This is a genomic window from Pseudomonas frederiksbergensis (assembly GCF_001874645.1).
GTDB lineage: Bacteria > Pseudomonadota > Gammaproteobacteria > Pseudomonadales > Pseudomonadaceae > Aquipseudomonas > Aquipseudomonas frederiksbergensis_B.
In genome coordinates this window covers 4,856,662-4,873,055 of record NZ_CP017886.1, presented here as the reverse complement: position 1 = coordinate 4,873,055, position 16,394 = coordinate 4,856,662, and the positions used below count along the sequence as shown (strand labels likewise).

Below are 16,394 nucleotides of genomic sequence, written 5' to 3'. Positions count from 1 at the left end.
CACCGGGGCTCCAAGGGATGATTCAACACTTATGACTGCAACAACTCGTCCGGCTTGATCGCCAGCACACTGCACGGCGCCCGGTGCAAGAGATGTTCGGCGGTGCTGCCCAAGAGTTTGTTCAAGCCCCTATGCCCCTATGGTGCACCGTTCCCATGACGATGACGTCCGCCTGATGATCGGTCGCAAACTCGCAGATACTCTGCAGCGGTGCCCCCTCAATGAAGTGGCGACGATCAGGTGGAACGCCCTTACGTTCGGCCAAGGCCGAAAACGCCTCGCGCTGAGCCTCAGCCAATGCTTCATAGATGCCGGTGGCCAGGGGCAATGCGCCAAAGCCCATGTCCGTGGCGTATACCGCGGCCCAGTCATACACATGCACCAAATCAAGCTGGGCGTTGCACTGTTCGGCCAGCTTCACTGCTGCGTCGATAATCTGGTCGTTGAACACCAGGTCCTGCTCTTCACTGCGTAACACATCGACGATCGCCAGCACCTTGTGTGGCCTTGGGTGGCAGGCGTTGGTGACCAGATGCACCGGCGCCGGACAATCGCGCAGCAACTGCCAGTCCAGCGGGGTAAAGAAGATCCGCTTCAACGCGGACTCCTCCTGGGCATCCTTGATGATCAGGGCCAAGGACATCTCGTTGACGACGTGAAGGATCTCTTCATAGGGGTGTTGGACCCAGACCACTTCACAGGTGGCCTCGACCCCGTGCTTCTTCGCCAGTTCGGCCTGCTGTTCGAGCCATTGCCGATGGCTTTCCAGATAGCCTTCGCGGGCTTGCCGGATTTGCTCGGGGGCGAACAGACCGGCCACCGCCAAGGCTTCGATGTAATCAAACGCCACGATATGCAAGGGTAACTGCGCCGCCAGGGCCAGGGCCGTGGCGCGTTCGAACGCCGGAGTACGGGTCATTGCTGGGGGGGCAATTAACAATAAACGTTGAGTCTGCGACATACGGCACCTCGGCACGCGGCCATTTCAATACGGTGAGCAGGACTCTAGGTTGAACGCTCCAGGCGCAGACGACTTGATCTTTATCAGCTCTATGTAGGCTTCGCCTTGTCTTGATGGATACGGCGCGGCATCAAACGCCTCAGTGCAACAAGAGGCCCACCCACATCGCCAGCGTCAGCAATACCTGCCCTGGGATGACATAAGCGGCAAACCGTCGACCGCCGCTGACCCAAGCCACCACGCATTTGCTCAGCGAATTGCTACTGACAGCGATCAGCGCAGGACCGGCGATGGCATCGAAGGGTATCTGGCCGGCCTTGGCCAGGGAGGCAATCGATGCCGTCGAGGAATGAGCATCGGCAAAACCGGTAAAGGCCGCTGTCAGCATTACGCCCACCTGGCCAAAGTAACTGAGCATCACCGAAGACAGAAAGGTAATGGCGGTGATAGTCAGCGTCACAATCAAGGCCAGCCTGAGATTGAACGCACCACCGACCTTGATCGGCTCCTCGGCGCCCCCCGTCGGCTTGGGAAACATCAAGCAAACACCATACAACGCCGTGGTCACGATGCCGAATGACAGTGATCCCCACATGGGCCGCAACAGGCCTGGATCGACTGTCCCGAGTATCAGGCCCACTTGAGTCACAGTCGCCAGATTGGAAAGCACCGCAGCGGCGCTGAGGACTTTGATGTTCACCGGTTCCTTGGCGACGATATGCCCCATGGCCGCGATGGTGACAGTGCTGGATGCAAACCCTGACGCGATTGCACTGATCGGATAGCCGTAGCGGGTGCCCACCGTGCGAACCGCGATATGTCCCACCGCACCTACCGCCATCAAGAGCACGGTCAAGGTGCAAATGGTCCGTAAATTGATTGCGGCATACGGCCCGATGAAGCGATCGGGCGCCAGGGGCAGCACCACCAGCGCGGTGATCAGCAATACTAGCCCATCGCGCATTTCCGCTTCGGTCAACTGACTGCGTGCAAAGTGATGCAACCTCTGCCGGTAGGTCAGCAGTCCCGCCATCACCACACCCATGGCAATGGCCAGCTCTGGCGCGGTGCCACACAACGCCCCCAGTACCAACACCGTGAGCAAGGCCACTTCACTGGTAATGCCAGGATCGTTGCCAAGGTTTCGCCAATAAGCCACGGTGAGCAGCAGCGCCAGACACATTGCAACGATCCCCAGCAGCAGACCGTCGCCCACCTGCACGGTGACATAACCCAACAACGCGGTGATCGCGAATGTCCGCAATCCGGCACAGGCTCGGCTGTCTCCCCGTCCCTTGTGGCGCTCGCGCTCAAGCCCCACCAGCATGCCGATCCCCAGCGCAGCAGCTGCATTGGCCATGCCGAAGGTTTCATTCATTGGATATGCACTGGGTCATGCCCTCCATGACCTCGGCACTTATCTCGCGAGGTCAGCCTGCGCCCTTTGCTCAACAACCGGGTCGGATCGAGAGCCAGGAGGCTGTCGGATCAATAGTTCCGTGACAGCGTTTGCCGGCCAGGCATGAGGCGCATTAATGCGCGCCTTGAGTTGCCTGACGAACGCCTCAGCTTCATCCCGACTGCCGAAACCCGCCTCCCACCCATCCATGTGTACGATCCAACGGTGTCTTGCCAGTTGTTCTGTTATTTCAATGATCATAGCCAGCCTCGGTTCAAGCCCCGTAATCGGGTCTGTGGGCGGTGCGTCCTGGCTTCAAAAACTCCATCACGGCGTAATCGCGACCTTCATCACACCGTCACGTTGATGACCAAACAACTCATAAGCTGCTTCAATATCGTCCAGTTTGAAACGGTGGGTCACCAGCGGCGATAGATCCACGCCACCGCTGGCCACCACCGCCATCAAGCGGCGCATCCGCTCTTTGCCGCCAGGGCACAGCGTAGTCACGATGCTGTAATCCCCCAGCCCTGCAGCAAAGGCATCGAGGGGAATTCGCAGATCGCTGGAGTACACCCCCAGGCTGGACAGCCGACCGCCGGGACGCAGTACCCGCAGGGCGGACTCGAATGTGCCCTGGGTTCCCAGCGCTTCAATGGCCACGTCGACACCCCGACCATCGGTCAGGGCCATGATTTGCGCAACGACATCGCCGTCCTTGAAGTTGACCACATGGGACGCCCCCAGCCGTCGGGCAACGCTCATCCGCTCGGCCACGGTGTCGACGCCGATGATGGTGGTCGCGCCTTTGAGGCGCGCACCGGCCACGGCACACAGCCCGATCGGCCCGAGGGCGAATACCGCGACCGTATCGCCGATGCTCACCTCGCCGCGCTCCGCCCCGGAAAAACCGGTGGACATGATGTCCGGGCACATCAGCACCTGTTCATCACTGAGGCCGTCCGGGATCGGACACAAGTTGGCCAAGGCATCCGGCACCCGCACGTACTCGGCCTGGCAGCCATCAATGATGTTGCCGAACTTCCAGCCACCCGTGGCCCGGAAACCATGACGGGTATCCGGGCCATCCTGTGAGGCACAGCCACACAGACAGGCATAACTTTGGCCGCTGGGAGTGATAGCCCCGGCGATGACCCGCTGCCCTTCGACAAAGCCGCGTACCTGGGAGCCGAGGCGTTCAATAACGCCCACCGGTTCATGACCGATGGTCAACCCTTTGGCCACGGGATATTCGCCGCGCAAAATGTGCACGTCAGTCCCGCAGATCGTCGTCGTGGTAATACGGACCAGCGCATCCAATGGGCCGATTTCAGGGATCGGTTTGTCATCGAGGACGATCCGGTTTTTCTCGACGAAGATCGCCGCTTTCATGGTTGCCATGAAGACCTCTCCTGCCCTGTACGAGAGCTTGAAATACCCACGAACCTCAGACTGCGCCGGGGTCGAGGACGAGAGATTGATCATGGTCAATATTTACAAGATTGGAGGGGCAGCAAACGACCGTATGTCGGGCGACAAGACCGGCCTCTCGCCCGTTTGATACAGATCAAGCCCGGGCGCCTGGCTAGCAGCACGATCAGACCATGGTTTCAGGCGCTGACAACTCATCGCGCCCCATAGAAAGCCACCGACTTTGTGTCTACCCATGAGAGGTTTGCCATGTCTGGTCAATCACGTTTCATGCTGATCGTCTCGCCGCTGATGCAGCACAGTCCAGCCTTCGACAGGGCCGCTGCACTGGCCAAGGCCGAAGGTGCAGCACTACACATCGTGGCCTTTGACTACCTGGAGGGCCTGGCGACTGCCGGCCTGGTCAACGAGCAAGCGCGTGAAGAGATGCGTCTGGGCTACATCGAACGCCACCGCCAGTGGTTAGAGGAACAGGCCAGGCCTTTGCGCAAGATTGGACTGGAGGTCACCACCGAGGTGACGTGGGTCGAACGCCCACTCCAGGAAATCCTCATCCACCTCAAAGAACAACCCATAGCGTTGGTGATTAAAGCGCTGACGCATGAATCGCTGCTCTCGCGCCTGATGTTCACACCTCTGGACGTGCACTTGCTTCGCGAGTGTCCGGTGCCGCTGCATTTCGTCAGTAATACAACGCATGCCTTGCCTCGCAAGGTGATAGCAGCCGTCGACCCTTTCCATCGCGATGATCAGTACCAGGGCCTCAACGACCGGATACTCCACGAAGCAGTAAAACTGGCGAGCACCTGCAACGCCGAGGTCGACGTCGTCTATGCCTATGACCTTTCCTCCATCAGTGCGGACGAATTCGACTTCAACAACGTTTCGACCTTCTTCGCTTCAGGCAAAGCCAAGACCCTGTTCGACGCTCAGGGAGACGCCTTCAACGCATTGGCCGAGCGCAACGGTATCCCGCCGGAACAGCGTCACATGATCATGGGCAACCCGGCCAAGGTCCTGGTCAGTTATGCCGATGCCTATGACGTCGATGTGATTGTCATGGGTCGGGTCAGCCATCGGGGAATGGGCCGGCTGGCGGGCAGCACGGTGGAAAATCTTTTGTACAAAATGCCATGCAGTGTATGGATCGTGTCGCCCGAAGAACTTGATGAGTGAGGCAAGCAGCAAGCACTACGATCGCTATGCCGAGTGCGAGAAGAACCGTGTACTCCGTCAGAAAATTGAGCAACGGTGCGCTAAGATTGCCGCACTCGCCTTCCCCAACGAGGTTCTGCGCGCCGCGAACCGGGTTCTGAACGTCAAACAAAACGACGTGAAGGGGAAGCGATCTGGCCCGAAAAACAAGGGTCTGTTGCTAAATTTCGGAGTAAAAAATGGAAGTCACGGATAGCAAAGGTCCAGAAAGCATGAGCATTGAACTAGAGACGTCCACCGATGCACTGCGACTGAGCAGCACGGAGCAGCGCATTCTCGGCTCTTTGATCGAGAAACAGGCGACCAGCCCGGAGACCTATCCGCTGACGCTTAATGCGCTGGTCATTGCCTGCAACCAGAAAACCAGTCGGGAACCGGTGATGAACCTCAGCCAGGGCCAGGTCGGGCAAAGTTTGCGCGCTCTGGAAGGTCGAGGCTTCACCAAGCTGGTCATGGGCAGCCGCGCCGATCGCTGGGAGCATCGGCTCGACAAGGCACTGGAGCTGGTGCCGGCCCAGGTTATTCTGGCCGGCTTGCTGTTTCTGCGCGGTCCGCAGACGGTCAACGAACTGCTGACACGCAGCGGCCGCATGCATGACTTCGAAGATGCCGAACAGGTTGTCCATCAACTGGAGCGCTTGATTGCCCGCGGTCTCGCGATGTTGTTGCCGCGCCAGTCGGGCCAGCGCGAAGACCGCTACATGCACGCACTGGGCGACCCGGCAGATATCGAAGCGATCCTCGCCGCCCGTCAGAACCCGGCGGAACGTGGCGCCAGCAACGGAGTTTCAGTGGAACGTATCGAAGAACTCGAAGCGCGGATTGCGGCTCTCGAAGAGCGTCTGGCGCGCCTCGAGTAACCCTGCACCCCTGACCCGCAGCGCTTGATCAGCTGCGGGCGAACGCCACGGCCTTCTGGAACTGCTCATCGCTGGGACGCACGCCGGTGTACAGCACAAACTGCTCAAGCGCTTGAATGGCGATGACTTCAAGCCCGGTGATGACTCGTTTTCCTGCCGCACGAGCGCGCACGATCAGCGGGGTTTCCGAGGGGACCGCCACCACATCGAAGACCGTTTCAGCGGCATCGATGGCGTCAGCTTCAAAGGCCCCTTGATCGGCCTGTGCGCCACCAGTCATGCCAATCGGCGTGACATTGACCAACATCCGCGGGCGCTCGCTGCCGAGTTCTGCTTGCCAGCGATAACCCAGCGAGTTAGCCAAGGCGCGACCAGCGCTTTCATTACGCGCCACGATCAGGCCGTTTTCATAGCCACCGTCGCGCAAGGCGCTGGCCACCGCTTTGGCCATCCCGCCGCTGCCGCGCAAAGCGAACGTCGAGTCCTGCGGTACGGCATGGGTTTTCAGCAGTTGCTCGATGGCGATGTAATCGGTGTTGTAAGCCTTGAGGTGACCGTTGGTGTTGACGATGGTATTGATCGATTGAATGGCTTGCGCTGACGCGTCCAGCTCATCGACCAGCGCGATGCAGGCTTCCTTGAAGGGCATCGACACGCCGCAGCCGCGAATACCCAAGGCACGAATCCCGCCAATCGCCCCCGGCAGATCCTGACTGCTGAACGCCTTGTAATAGAAATTCAGGCCCAGCTGTTCATACAAATGGTTGTGGAAACGCAGGCCGAAATTCCCGGGACGCCCAGACAGCGACATGCACAGTCGGGTGTCTTTGTTCGGGTTCATCAGCATGTGGATCTCCTTCAAATTGCACTTTCAGATGGACGGGATTAGCCAGCCCGCCGGGTTTATCGGATCATGGCGCGGCACTTGGCCCGGCTGACGTGGCAAGGTAAAGACGCCGGTACAGACCTTACACAATATTTACTCAGACGCGTCGCAGATTCGCCAAGAAACGCTGTCTTAGAGTTATCCCCGCGACTATCCTTGAATCTATTGAAGGCTCAAGCGTTGGGGCGAAAACACGAGGAATTATCATGATCCGCAAACTCCCTGTAATAGCCTTGCTGGTCGGTGCATTGGCTGTCGCCGGACAGGCGCAAGCCCATGGCTACTATGGCCATGGCGGCGGTTGGGGTTGGGGTGCGCCGCTTGCCGTCGGTGCTGTGGTGGGTGCCGTGGTAGCGGGATCAATGGTCGCCAACTCGCAGCGTCCAGTTTACGTAGAGCAACCCGTCTACATTCAGCAGCAGCCGGTTTACGTACAGCAACCCGTCTACGTTCAGCCGCAACCGGTGTATGTCCAGCCACCACCGGTCTACTACCGTCCGGCACCGGTGTATTACGGTCCGCCTCGTTACTGAGGTCCACGCAGGTCATCACTGCAGATTACACAACACAGGCCCCGCCTCGAAACGGGGCCTGTTTTCGTTCTGCGGTCAGAACCATGTCTGAATAAATCTCGCCAAGGTCGCTACCGGGACAGTGACTGCGGTTAAATTTGAAATGATTGATCCGACGAATGCCCTGGCTTGCGCGCTGTAACCGTCATATTTATGTCATGACAGTTCAGCAAGCTTTGAATTGTCCGTAATAAACGGTTCATAAAAACAAGGACGACCCTTATGCCCACGCAAAACCCGCACCGCATTGTTGGACTCTGTACTTCAAGCAAGGTCTATAACGCATTGACTGAGCTCAAACACCTGGAAGGCCATCGCAGCGCCAAGTTTCTCTCGCTGCTCGCCGAAAACCTGGTGCGTAAAGGCCTGCTCAATGAGCATGAAGTGATGAACATGCTCGACCAGGTCGTCGACTGACAGCGGCAGTTCGCCACATTGTCGTCAATGTCCACTATCGAGCACGTTGATTTTCCGCTGAACCGCCGGGCCAGTAAGGTAGCTCCATAGATTGATGGAGGTACTTATGCCCAAGATTCAGATCATGTCCGTTATTGGTAGCGCCGTTCCCGCACCGCTCAGAGAGCTAGGATTGCTCGCCTGTTGGTACCTGGTTCAGGACGGTGTTGCGATCAGCGGTCCGCTCACTTCACTGCCCGCCGCCCAAGCCCTGTCGCACCGTATGGGCACCTACGCACTTGACGCTTAAGGCAACTGTACTCGCGGCCTGGTTTCGATGTACAAGGCCCAACTCGACATGAACAGCGCGGCGATCAAGGGCCCAATGACAAAACCATTGAGACCGAAGATCGCCAGACCGCCCAAAGTCGAAATCAGGACCAGATAGTCCGGCATCCTGGTGTCCTTGCCCACCAGGATCGGGCGCAGAACGTTGTCTACCAGACCGATCACGAACACCCCGAACAAACCCAGCACCACACCCTGCCAGATAGCGCCGCTGAGCAGGAAGTACGCGGCCACCGGCACCCAGACAATCCCCGCCCCCACCGCTGGCAACAGCGACAGAAACGCCATTATCACCGCCCAGAGCAATGCACTGGGAACGTCCAGAAACCAGAAAATCAACCCACCCAGCGCACCTTGTGTGACCGCCATCACCAGGTTGCCTTTGACCGTGGCTCGTACCACACGATTGAATTTTAGCTGCAAGCGGCGCTTTTGATGTTCCGCCAACGGCACGGCCGCGCGGACCTCGCGCGCCAGTTCGGCACCGTCACGCAGAAAGAAGAACAGCAGGTAGAGCATGATGGAAAAACTCACCACGAACTCGAAAGTGCCCTGACCGAAGCTGAACGCCTGACTGGCGAAAAACTCGCTGCCCTGCACCGCGCTCTTGACGATTTTCTCGCGTAAAGCGCTCAGCTCACCCACGCCAAAGCGGTCCAGCAAATGCTGAAAGTACGGTGGCAGGCTGTGTTTGAACTGCGCCAGGTAGCCGGCGACGTCCAATTGACCGCTCTCGATATTCTTGTAGAAGTTCGCACCCTCCTGCACCAGCAAGACGCTGGTAGTGATCACCGGCAAAATGGCAATGAGCAGACAGATGCTCAAGGTGCAAAGGGCCGTCAGGTTGCGGTGCCAACCGAACTTCATTTGCAACCGACGCTGCAAGGGCGCGAAGACAATGCCGAGAATCACCGCCCAGAACACCGCACCGTAAAACGGCAGCAGAATCCAGATGAAAGCGGCGGTCACCAGCACCAGTAGCACCAGCAGTGATTTGTCTCGCACAACGGTTTTGTTCATGTCCGATCCCCGTCAGTAACACGCAGGCTCTGACTGCCTCTTCAACATTAGTCAGCCACGACACGCCCGAGTGCCCCGTTTTGTTCACCCAGCATAGATCCAGATCAATAAACGCCCCCCGAGACTGCTCTACCCTCGCGAGCTTTTGTGATCGAGCCCCTTATGCCCCTCGCCACGCCTGAACTGCTCGCCCCTGCCGGCACCTTGAAAAACATGCGTTATGCCTTCGCCTACGGTGCCGATGCGGTCTACGCCGGCCAGCCGCGCTACAGCCTGCGCGTGCGCAATAACGAGTTCGATCATGCCAACCTGGCCCTCGGCATCCGTGAAGCCCAGGCCCAGGGCAAGCGTTTTTATGTGGTGGTGAACATCGCCCCGCACAACGCCAAGTTGAAAACCTTCCTCAAGGATCTTCAGCCGGTCATCGCCATGGCTCCGGATGCGCTGATCATGTCCGACCCCGGGCTGATCATGCTGGTGCGCCGACATTTCCCGCAGATGCCGATCCACCTCTCGGTGCAAGCCAACACGGTGAACTGGGCCAGCGTCGAGTTCTGGCAACAGCAAGGCCTGAGCCGGATCATCCTGTCGCGGGAGCTGTCGCTGGAAGAAATCGCCGAGATTCGCCAGCAAGTCCCCGCCATGGAGCTGGAAGTGTTCGTCCACGGCGCGCTGTGCATGGCCTATTCCGGGCGCTGCCTGCTGTCGGGTTACATGAACAGGCGCGATGCCAATCAGGGCTCCTGCACCAATGCCTGTCGCTGGAAGTACTCCGCGCAGCCAGCGACAGAAAACGCCGTGGGCGAGATCGTTCAGACGTTCATCCCGGAGCCAACGCTGGGCATCGGCACACCCACCGATCAGGTGTTTTTGCTGCAGGAAGCCAACCGCCCCGACGAACTGATGCCGGCCTTCGAAGACGAGCACGGCACCTACATCATGAACGCCAAGGACCTGCGCGCCGTGCAGCATGTCGCTCGATTGACGCAGATGGGCGTTCACTCGTTGAAGATCGAAGGCCGGACCAAATCGCACTTCTACTGCGCCCGGACCACTCAGGTCTACCGCCGCGCCATCAACGATGCCGTGGCCGGCCGCGAGTTCGATCGCAGCTTGATGAGCGACCTCGAGTCCCTGGCCCAGCGTGGCTATACCGAAGGTTTCCTGCGCCGCCATGTGCACGACGAATACCAGAACTACCAGAACGGCAGCTCGGTGTCGGAGCGTCAGCAGTTCGTCGGTGAACTGACCGGTGAGCGCCGTGATCGGCTGGCCGAGGTCAAGGTGAAAAACCGCTTTGGTTTGGGGGATCACATGGAGTTAATGACACCCAAAGGCAATTTCCACTTCGACTTGCATCAATTGCAAAGCGCCAAAGGCGAAGCGATTGAAGTAGCGCCGGGGGACGGGCACACCGTGTATTTGCCGATTCCGGACGCGGTGGATTTGAAGTTCGGGCTATTGATGCGGGATGTGCGAGGAAACTGAAACCTAATCCGCTCCTACGGATTTCGTCTGCCGATCAGATCCTGAACTGCCCTACCAATTTGCCCAACCGCTGGCCCAAATCCGCCAGGCTGCGGGAGGTTTGCGCGCCGAGCTGGGTTTCGTCGGCGACGCTGTCCACTGCCGCAGCGATCTGATGCACGCTGCGGTTGATCTCTTCGGCCACGGCGGTTTGCTCTTCGGCGGCACTGGCGATCTGTGCGTTCATCGAATTGATAGTGCCGATCAACTGGGCCATGGCGTCCAGCGAAGCGCCCGCCTGATTGGCCTGTGCCGAGGTGCCGTCACCCGCCTCGCTGGAGCGGCGCATGGCGTCGACCGCCGATTGTGTACCGGCTTGCAAGCGGTCGATCATGCCCTGGATCTCCTGAGTGCTTTGCTGAGTGCGACTGGCCAGTGCACGCACCTCATCGGCGACCACCGCAAAGCCACGCCCGGCCTCACCGGCGCGAGCGGCTTCGATGGCGGCATTAAGCGCCAGCAGGTTGGTCTGATCGGCAATCGAACGGATCACCCCAAGCACGCTGACAATCGACGACACGTCCTGCTGCAAACTGTCGAGAGAAACCCCGCTGCTGCGAATATCTTTCACCAGTGCATGGATCTGCGAAATGCTCCCGGCCACCACGCGCTTGGCCGCTTGACCTTCTTCGTCGGTTTGCTGGGCCGCAACCGCAGCGCCTTGAGCGCTTTTCGCCACTTCCTGCGCTGCCGCCGACATCTCGTTGATCGCCGTGGCCACCTGATCCGTCTCGTGACGTTGGCGTTCCATGGCCTGATCCGAACGCTGGGCCTGATCGGAGACCTGATTGACCAACCCGGTCAGCTGCGACGTCATCTCGGTAATCTGCCGCACCAGGCTGTGAATCTTGTCGACAAAACGGTTGAACGAGCCGGCCAGCTCGCCCAGTTCGTCCTGGCTGGTGATTGCCAGCCGACGCGTCAGATCACCCTCGCCTGCGGCGATGTCGTCCAGATTGGCCTTCATCAGGTGCAGCGGACGCAAAAGGGTGTTGGCCACAAACAGACCGACCGCCGCGATCACCAGCAGCACCACCGCCGCGATGCCGACGATGCTCAGCAGCACCCCTTCCATGCGATCGCGAACCTCGGCCTGGACCACTGCGACCTGGGCATCGACACCATCGAGATTCACCGAGGTACCGATGACCATGTCCCATTTAGGCAGGTATTCGGTGTAACCCAGTTTGGGCACCAGGACTTTGCTGTCGCCAGGTAATGGCGAGCTGTATTGCAGGTAATGCGTACCGTCCTTGGCGACGTTCACCAGGTCACGGTTGACGTACACACCGTTCGGATCGCGGTTGTCCTTGAAGCTCTGGCCGACGCCTTCCGCGCTGTTGGCCTTGAACAGGCGCACGGTGTTGGAGTCGTAACCGTAGAAGTAACCGTCCTTGCCGTAGCTGATGCTCGACAGCAATTTGACCACTTGCGCGCGAGCCGCATCATCGCCAGGCGCTGCTGCGTCATACAGCGGTTTGATCGCCGTCATCGCCACCGCAACGTAACTTTGCAGCGTGGCCTTGGCATCGCTCATCAAACGCTGACGGGTTTCTTCGACTTCTTTACGGGCCTGCTCTTGCAAAATGAATGCAGTGGTCAGACTGATCACCAACGCAAAGAGCAAAACCGGGAGGACGGAGAGGGACAAGACTTTGGCTTTAAGGCTCAGGCGCATGTGTTGTTCACTCTGGATTTTATTGGCGTGGTTAAAGCATTAGCGGCTGGCCTGCGCAAAACTGTAGGAGCTGCCGCAGGCTGCGATCTTTTAGCGCTGTCAAGATCGCTGAAAATCAAAAGATCGCAGCCTGCGGCAGCTCCTACGGGATATTCATCTCCCCGCGGGAGTCTGCGACTTGTCAGAGGATCATCGCCGCCACCCAGCCAAACGCCAGCAGCGGCAGGTTGTAATGCAGGAACGTCGGGACCACGGTGTCCCAGATATGGTGATGCTGGCCGTCGATATTCAGACCGGAAGTCGGGCCCAGGGTCGAATCAGACGCTGGCGAACCGGCATCGCCCAAGGCGCCGGCAGTCCCGACGATGCAGATAATCGCCAACGGGCTGAAACCCAGTTGCACGCACAGCGGCACGAAGATCGCCGCGAGAATCGGCACCGTGGAAAATGATGAACCGATGCCCATGGTCACCAGCAGGCCGACCAGCAACATCAGTAATACACCGACACCTTTGCTGTGACCGATCCACGAAGCCGAGGCCTCAACCAGGGTTTTTACTTCGCCGGTGGCCTTCATGACCTCGGCGAAACCCGAGGCGGCGATCATGATGAAACCGATCATCGCCATCATCTTCATGCCTTCGGTGAACAGGTCATCCGTCTCGCGCCAGCGCACCACGCCCGACACCGAGAAGATCAGAAACCCGGCCAGTGCGCCGATAATCATCGAGTCGAGCAGCAACTGAATGATGAACGCAGCGGCAATCGCCAGCCCCGCCACCATCAAGGTCAGCGGGTTGTACTGCACCGCGACCTGCTCGACCCGCTCGATTTTCTCCAGGTCATACACGCGCTTCTTGCGGTAGCTGATGAACGCCATCAACAACCCGAAGACCATGCCCAAGGCAGGAATCCCCATGGCATGAGTGACGTTGACGCCACTGATGTCCACCCCGCTTCTACTGACGTTGGCCAGGAGAATTTCATTCAGGAAGATGTTGCCGAAGCCCACCGGCAAAAACATGTACGGCGTGATCAGGCCGAAGGTCATGACACAGGCAATCAGTCGGCGATCCAGTTGCAGCTTGGTCAGTACATAGAGAAGCGGCGGCACCAGCAGCGGAATGAAGGCAATGTGGATCGGCAGGACGTTCTGCGAAGCAATGGCCACCACCCAGAGTAAACCGATCAGCAGCCATTTGACCTGGCCACCGCCCGCGGCGTCCTGCCGGTCGACCAGCAGCAAAGCTTTGTCCGCCAAAGCGTGGGCCAGGCCGGACTTGGCAATGGCCACAGCGAAAGCGCCGAGCAAGGCGTAGGACAAGGCCACGGTCGCACCGCCGCCCAGGCCACTGTTGAAGGCTTTGAGCGTTGCATCAATGCCCAGGCCGCCGGTCAAACCGCCCACCAGCGCGCCGACGATCAGCGCGATCACCACATGCACGCGGGACAGGCTGAGCACCAGCATGATGCCGACCGCGGCAATTACTGCATTAATCATCGTTACCTCAAAACACGGCGACGGCTAAACCCGGCGCAAACAGGATGAGTCCGTCCAGCCAGCTGCATGAGCCGACGACGGATTGAAGAGTGGGTTTTATTAGAGGGCACGCACTGTGCAGCAGCAGGCCTGGCTTGTCAAAACCAACACAGATTCTCCGTAGGAGCTGCCGCAGGCTGCGATCTTTTGATTTTTGCCGTGATTGATGGCGCTGGAAGATCAAAAGATCGCAGCCTGCGGCAGCTCCTACGCGGGGAGAGCGATAATTCGGCTGATGCATAAAGAAAGGAGAAACGCGGCCGCTACAGTGCAAAGTCTCAGATATAAATCGAATAAGGACGTCCCGATGTCGCTCAGACAACTTTCCATTCAATGGAAAATCACCCTGCTCGCCGGGCTATGCCTGGCCGGTATCGTAACCTTGCTGGTAGGTCTTTCGCTGTACCGCATGGAGCACAGTTCGGAGCTGGTAAAAGCCTCGAGCATGGAAATGCTCAACGAAGCGGCTCAAGCACGCATCGAGGCGCAGGGTGAAGTTCAGGCACTGGGGATTCGCCAGCAGTTCATGGACGCCTATCAATATGGTCACGGCTTCTCACGCCAGGTGTTGTTTTTGCGTGAACAGGCCGAGAAGCGTTTCCTCGACGCCTTCGACCTGCGCGAAGACCTGACCCGTCAGGTCAAGTCGGCGCTGCAAGCCAACCCGCAATTGCTCGGCCTGTCGCTGGTGTTTGAAGCCAATGCCCTGGACGGCAAGGACGAACTGTTTGCCGGCCAGAAAGAAATCGGCAGCAACGACAAGGGCCGTTTCGCCCTGTACTGGTCGCAACCGACCGCCGGCAAGCTGAACTCGATGGCGCTGCCGGAAAGCGACATGGCCGACACCAGCACCGGTCCTAGCGGCGAACCCGCCAACGCCTGGTTCACCTGCCCGCGCACCACGCTCAAGCCGTGCGTGATCGAACCCTATTTCTATGTGATTGACGGCCAGAATGTGCTGATGACCAGCATCGTCTTCCCGTTGATGGTCGACGGTAAAGTCATCGCGTCGCTGTCGGTCGACATCAATCTCAACAGCCTGCAAGCGGTCAGCCAGCAAGCGAGCAAAAAGCTCTATGACGGCCAGACCAACGTCAGCATCCTCAGCCCGGTCGGCCTGCTCGCCGGTTACAGCCCGGACGCCAGCAAACTCAGCCAGCGCCTGGACAGCGTGGACAAGGACAGCGGTGCCGAGCTGATCCGCATGCTCGCCGCCAGCACTCAGACCCAGAGTCTGCACAACAACCAGATGCTCAAAGTACTGTCGCCGTTCCAGCCTATCCCCGGCGGAAAATCGTGGGGCGTATTGCTCGATGTGCCGGAGAAAGTCCTGGTCGGCCCCGCCGAAACCCTGAAAAAGCAACTCGACGAACGCAACACCGCCGGCACCCTGATCGAGCTGAGCCTCGGTGTGCTGGCCGCGGTCATCGGTTTGCTACTGGTGTGGCTGATGGCGCGCAGTGTGACCAGGCCGATTCTCGGCGTGGCGCGCATGCTGGAAGACATCGCCAGCGGCGAAGGCGACCTGACCCGCCGTCTGGACTACGACAAGCAAGACGAGCTCGGGCAGTTGGCCGGCTGGTTCAACCGCTTCCTCGACAAGCTGCAACCGATCATTGCGCAAGTGAAACGCTCGGTGCAGGACGCGCGCAGCACGGCGGATCAATCGTCAGCCATCGCCACCCAGACCAGCGCCGGGATGGAGCAGCAATACCGTCAGGTCGATCAGGTGGCCACCGCGTCCCACGAAATGAGCGCCACCGCCCAGGATGTCGCCCGCAGCGCCGCCCAAGCAGCTCAAGCGGCACGCGATGCCGATCAGGCGACTCGTCAGGGTCTGACCGTGATCGACCGCACCACCGCCAGCATCGACAGCCTCGCGGCAGACATGAGCACGGCGATGACCCAGGTCGAAGGCCTGGCCGCCAACAGCGAGAAGATCGGTTCGGTGCTGGAAGTGATTCGCGCCATTGCCGAACAGACTAACTTGCTGGCACTGAACGCCGCCATCGAAGCGGCCCGCGCCGGTGAGGCCGGCCGTGGTTTTGCGGTGGTGGCCGATGAAGTGCGCAACCTGGCGCGCCGCACGCAAGAGTCGGTGGAAGAAACCCGGCAGGTGATCGAGCAACTGCAAAGTGGCACGCAAGACGTGGTGGGTTCGATGAACAACAGTCATCGCCAGGCCCAGGGCAGCGTCGAGCAAGTCAGCCAGGCGGTCACCGCGCTGCGGCAGATCGGCGACGCGGTGACGGTGATTACCGACATGAACCTGCAAATCGCCAGCGCCGCCGAAGAGCAGAGCGCAGTGGCCGAGGAGATCAATAGCAACGTGGCGACCATTCGTGACGTGACGGAATCGCTGTCGGGGCAGGCCAATGAATCGGCACGGGTCAGCCAGTCGCTTAACAGTCTGGCGAATCAACAGCAGAGTTTGATGGATCAGTTCCGGGTTTGATGTCAGGAAGGTGGCGTAGCAGGCTCGCCACCTTAAGAGCCTCAAGATCGCAGCCTGCGGCAGCTCCTACAGAATTTGCACATGCCTGTAGGCGCTGCCGCAGGCT

13 protein-coding genes and 2 pseudogenes are annotated in these 16,394 nt (G+C 59.3%); 8 read left to right on the top strand and 7 right to left on the bottom strand.

The window, feature by feature from the left end:
• Positions 1-29: 29 nt before the first annotated feature.
• The 3 genes and pseudogenes from BLL42_RS23370 to BLL42_RS23355 all read right to left on the bottom strand — a co-directional run bounded on the left by BLL42_RS23370 (position 30) and on the right by BLL42_RS23355 (position 3,761).
• Positions 30-961, bottom strand: a pseudogene (locus tag BLL42_RS23370) (universal stress protein).
• A 139-nt stretch (positions 962-1,100) separates the two neighbouring features.
• The gene (locus BLL42_RS23365) at positions 1,101-2,339 is read right to left on the bottom strand and encodes an MgtC/SapB family protein (protein WP_071554595.1); all 1,239 of its coding nucleotides are present in this window, start codon (positions 2,337-2,339) and stop codon (positions 1,101-1,103) included.
• Positions 2,340-2,687: 348 nt separating this feature from the next.
• Positions 2,688-3,761: an NAD(P)-dependent alcohol dehydrogenase gene (locus BLL42_RS23355; protein ID WP_071554591.1), complete on the bottom strand. Its 1,074-nt coding sequence runs from the start codon at positions 3,759-3,761 to the stop codon at positions 2,688-2,690.
• A gap of 279 nt (positions 3,762-4,040) precedes the next feature.
• Between BLL42_RS23355 and BLL42_RS23350 the strand changes: the two genes are divergently transcribed.
• Positions 4,041-4,967: a universal stress protein gene (locus BLL42_RS23350; protein WP_071554589.1), complete on the top strand. Its 927-nt coding sequence runs from the start codon at positions 4,041-4,043 to the stop codon at positions 4,965-4,967.
• A gap of 251 nt (positions 4,968-5,218) precedes the next feature.
• Complete coding sequence (locus BLL42_RS23340; protein ID WP_071555837.1) at positions 5,219-5,866, top strand: YceH family protein; 648 nt, start codon at positions 5,219-5,221, stop codon at positions 5,864-5,866.
• A 28-nt stretch (positions 5,867-5,894) separates the two neighbouring features.
• Here the strand turns inward: BLL42_RS23340 and BLL42_RS23335 are convergent, their stop codons facing one another.
• Positions 5,895-6,713 (bottom strand): shikimate 5-dehydrogenase, encoded by an 819-nt coding sequence (locus BLL42_RS23335; protein ID WP_071554585.1) that lies wholly within the window; start codon positions 6,711-6,713, stop codon positions 5,895-5,897.
• Positions 6,714-6,958: 245 nt separating this feature from the next.
• Here BLL42_RS23335 and BLL42_RS23330 point away from each other — a divergent pair, with 245 nt between their 5' ends.
• The 3 genes from BLL42_RS23330 (at position 6,959) to BLL42_RS23320 (ending at position 8,030) form a co-directional block, all read left to right on the top strand.
• On the top strand, positions 6,959-7,285 hold the full coding sequence (locus BLL42_RS23330) for a hypothetical protein (RefSeq protein WP_071554583.1): 327 nt from the start codon (positions 6,959-6,961) through the stop codon (positions 7,283-7,285).
• A gap of 261 nt (positions 7,286-7,546) precedes the next feature.
• Positions 7,547-7,741: a hypothetical protein gene (locus BLL42_RS23325; RefSeq protein ID WP_071554581.1), complete on the top strand. Its 195-nt coding sequence runs from the start codon at positions 7,547-7,549 to the stop codon at positions 7,739-7,741.
• 106 nt (positions 7,742-7,847) lie between these two features.
• Positions 7,848-8,030, top strand: coding sequence for a hypothetical protein (locus tag BLL42_RS23320; RefSeq protein ID WP_071554579.1), 183 nt, complete (start codon positions 7,848-7,850; stop codon positions 8,028-8,030).
• Here BLL42_RS23320 and BLL42_RS23315 read toward each other — a convergent pair.
• Complete coding sequence (locus BLL42_RS23315; protein ID WP_071554577.1) at positions 8,027-9,088, bottom strand: AI-2E family transporter; 1,062 nt, start codon at positions 9,086-9,088, stop codon at positions 8,027-8,029. The genes BLL42_RS23320 and BLL42_RS23315 overlap by 4 nt on opposite strands.
• A gap of 162 nt (positions 9,089-9,250) precedes the next feature.
• On the opposite strand from BLL42_RS23315, the gene trhP reads away from it, so the two are divergent.
• On the top strand, positions 9,251-10,576 hold the full coding sequence (trhP, locus tag BLL42_RS23310; RefSeq protein ID WP_071554575.1) for a prephenate-dependent tRNA uridine(34) hydroxylase TrhP: 1,326 nt from the start codon (positions 9,251-9,253) through the stop codon (positions 10,574-10,576).
• 34 nt (positions 10,577-10,610) lie between these two features.
• Here the strand turns inward: trhP and ctpM are convergent, their stop codons facing one another.
• Together ctpM and BLL42_RS23300 are read right to left on the bottom strand one after the other, a co-directional pair.
• Positions 10,611-12,293, bottom strand: coding sequence for a methyl-accepting chemotaxis protein CtpM (gene ctpM / locus BLL42_RS31265; RefSeq protein WP_071554573.1), 1,683 nt, complete (start codon positions 12,291-12,293; stop codon positions 10,611-10,613).
• A gap of 181 nt (positions 12,294-12,474) precedes the next feature.
• A complete protein-coding gene (locus tag BLL42_RS23300; RefSeq protein ID WP_167368576.1) occupies positions 12,475-13,791 on the bottom strand; it encodes a Na+/H+ antiporter family protein in 1,317 nt (438 codons plus the stop codon).
• Positions 13,792-13,999: 208 nt separating this feature from the next.
• On the opposite strand from BLL42_RS23300, the pseudogene BLL42_RS31145 reads away from it, so the two are divergent.
• Positions 14,000-15,430: pseudogene (locus BLL42_RS31145) on the top strand (cache domain-containing protein); the annotation flags it as partial.
• Between the two features lie 102 nt (positions 15,431-15,532).
• Positions 15,533-16,288, top strand: coding sequence for a methyl-accepting chemotaxis protein (locus tag BLL42_RS31140; protein ID WP_408004037.1), 756 nt, complete (start codon positions 15,533-15,535; stop codon positions 16,286-16,288).
• Positions 16,289-16,394: the final 106 nt, after the last annotated feature.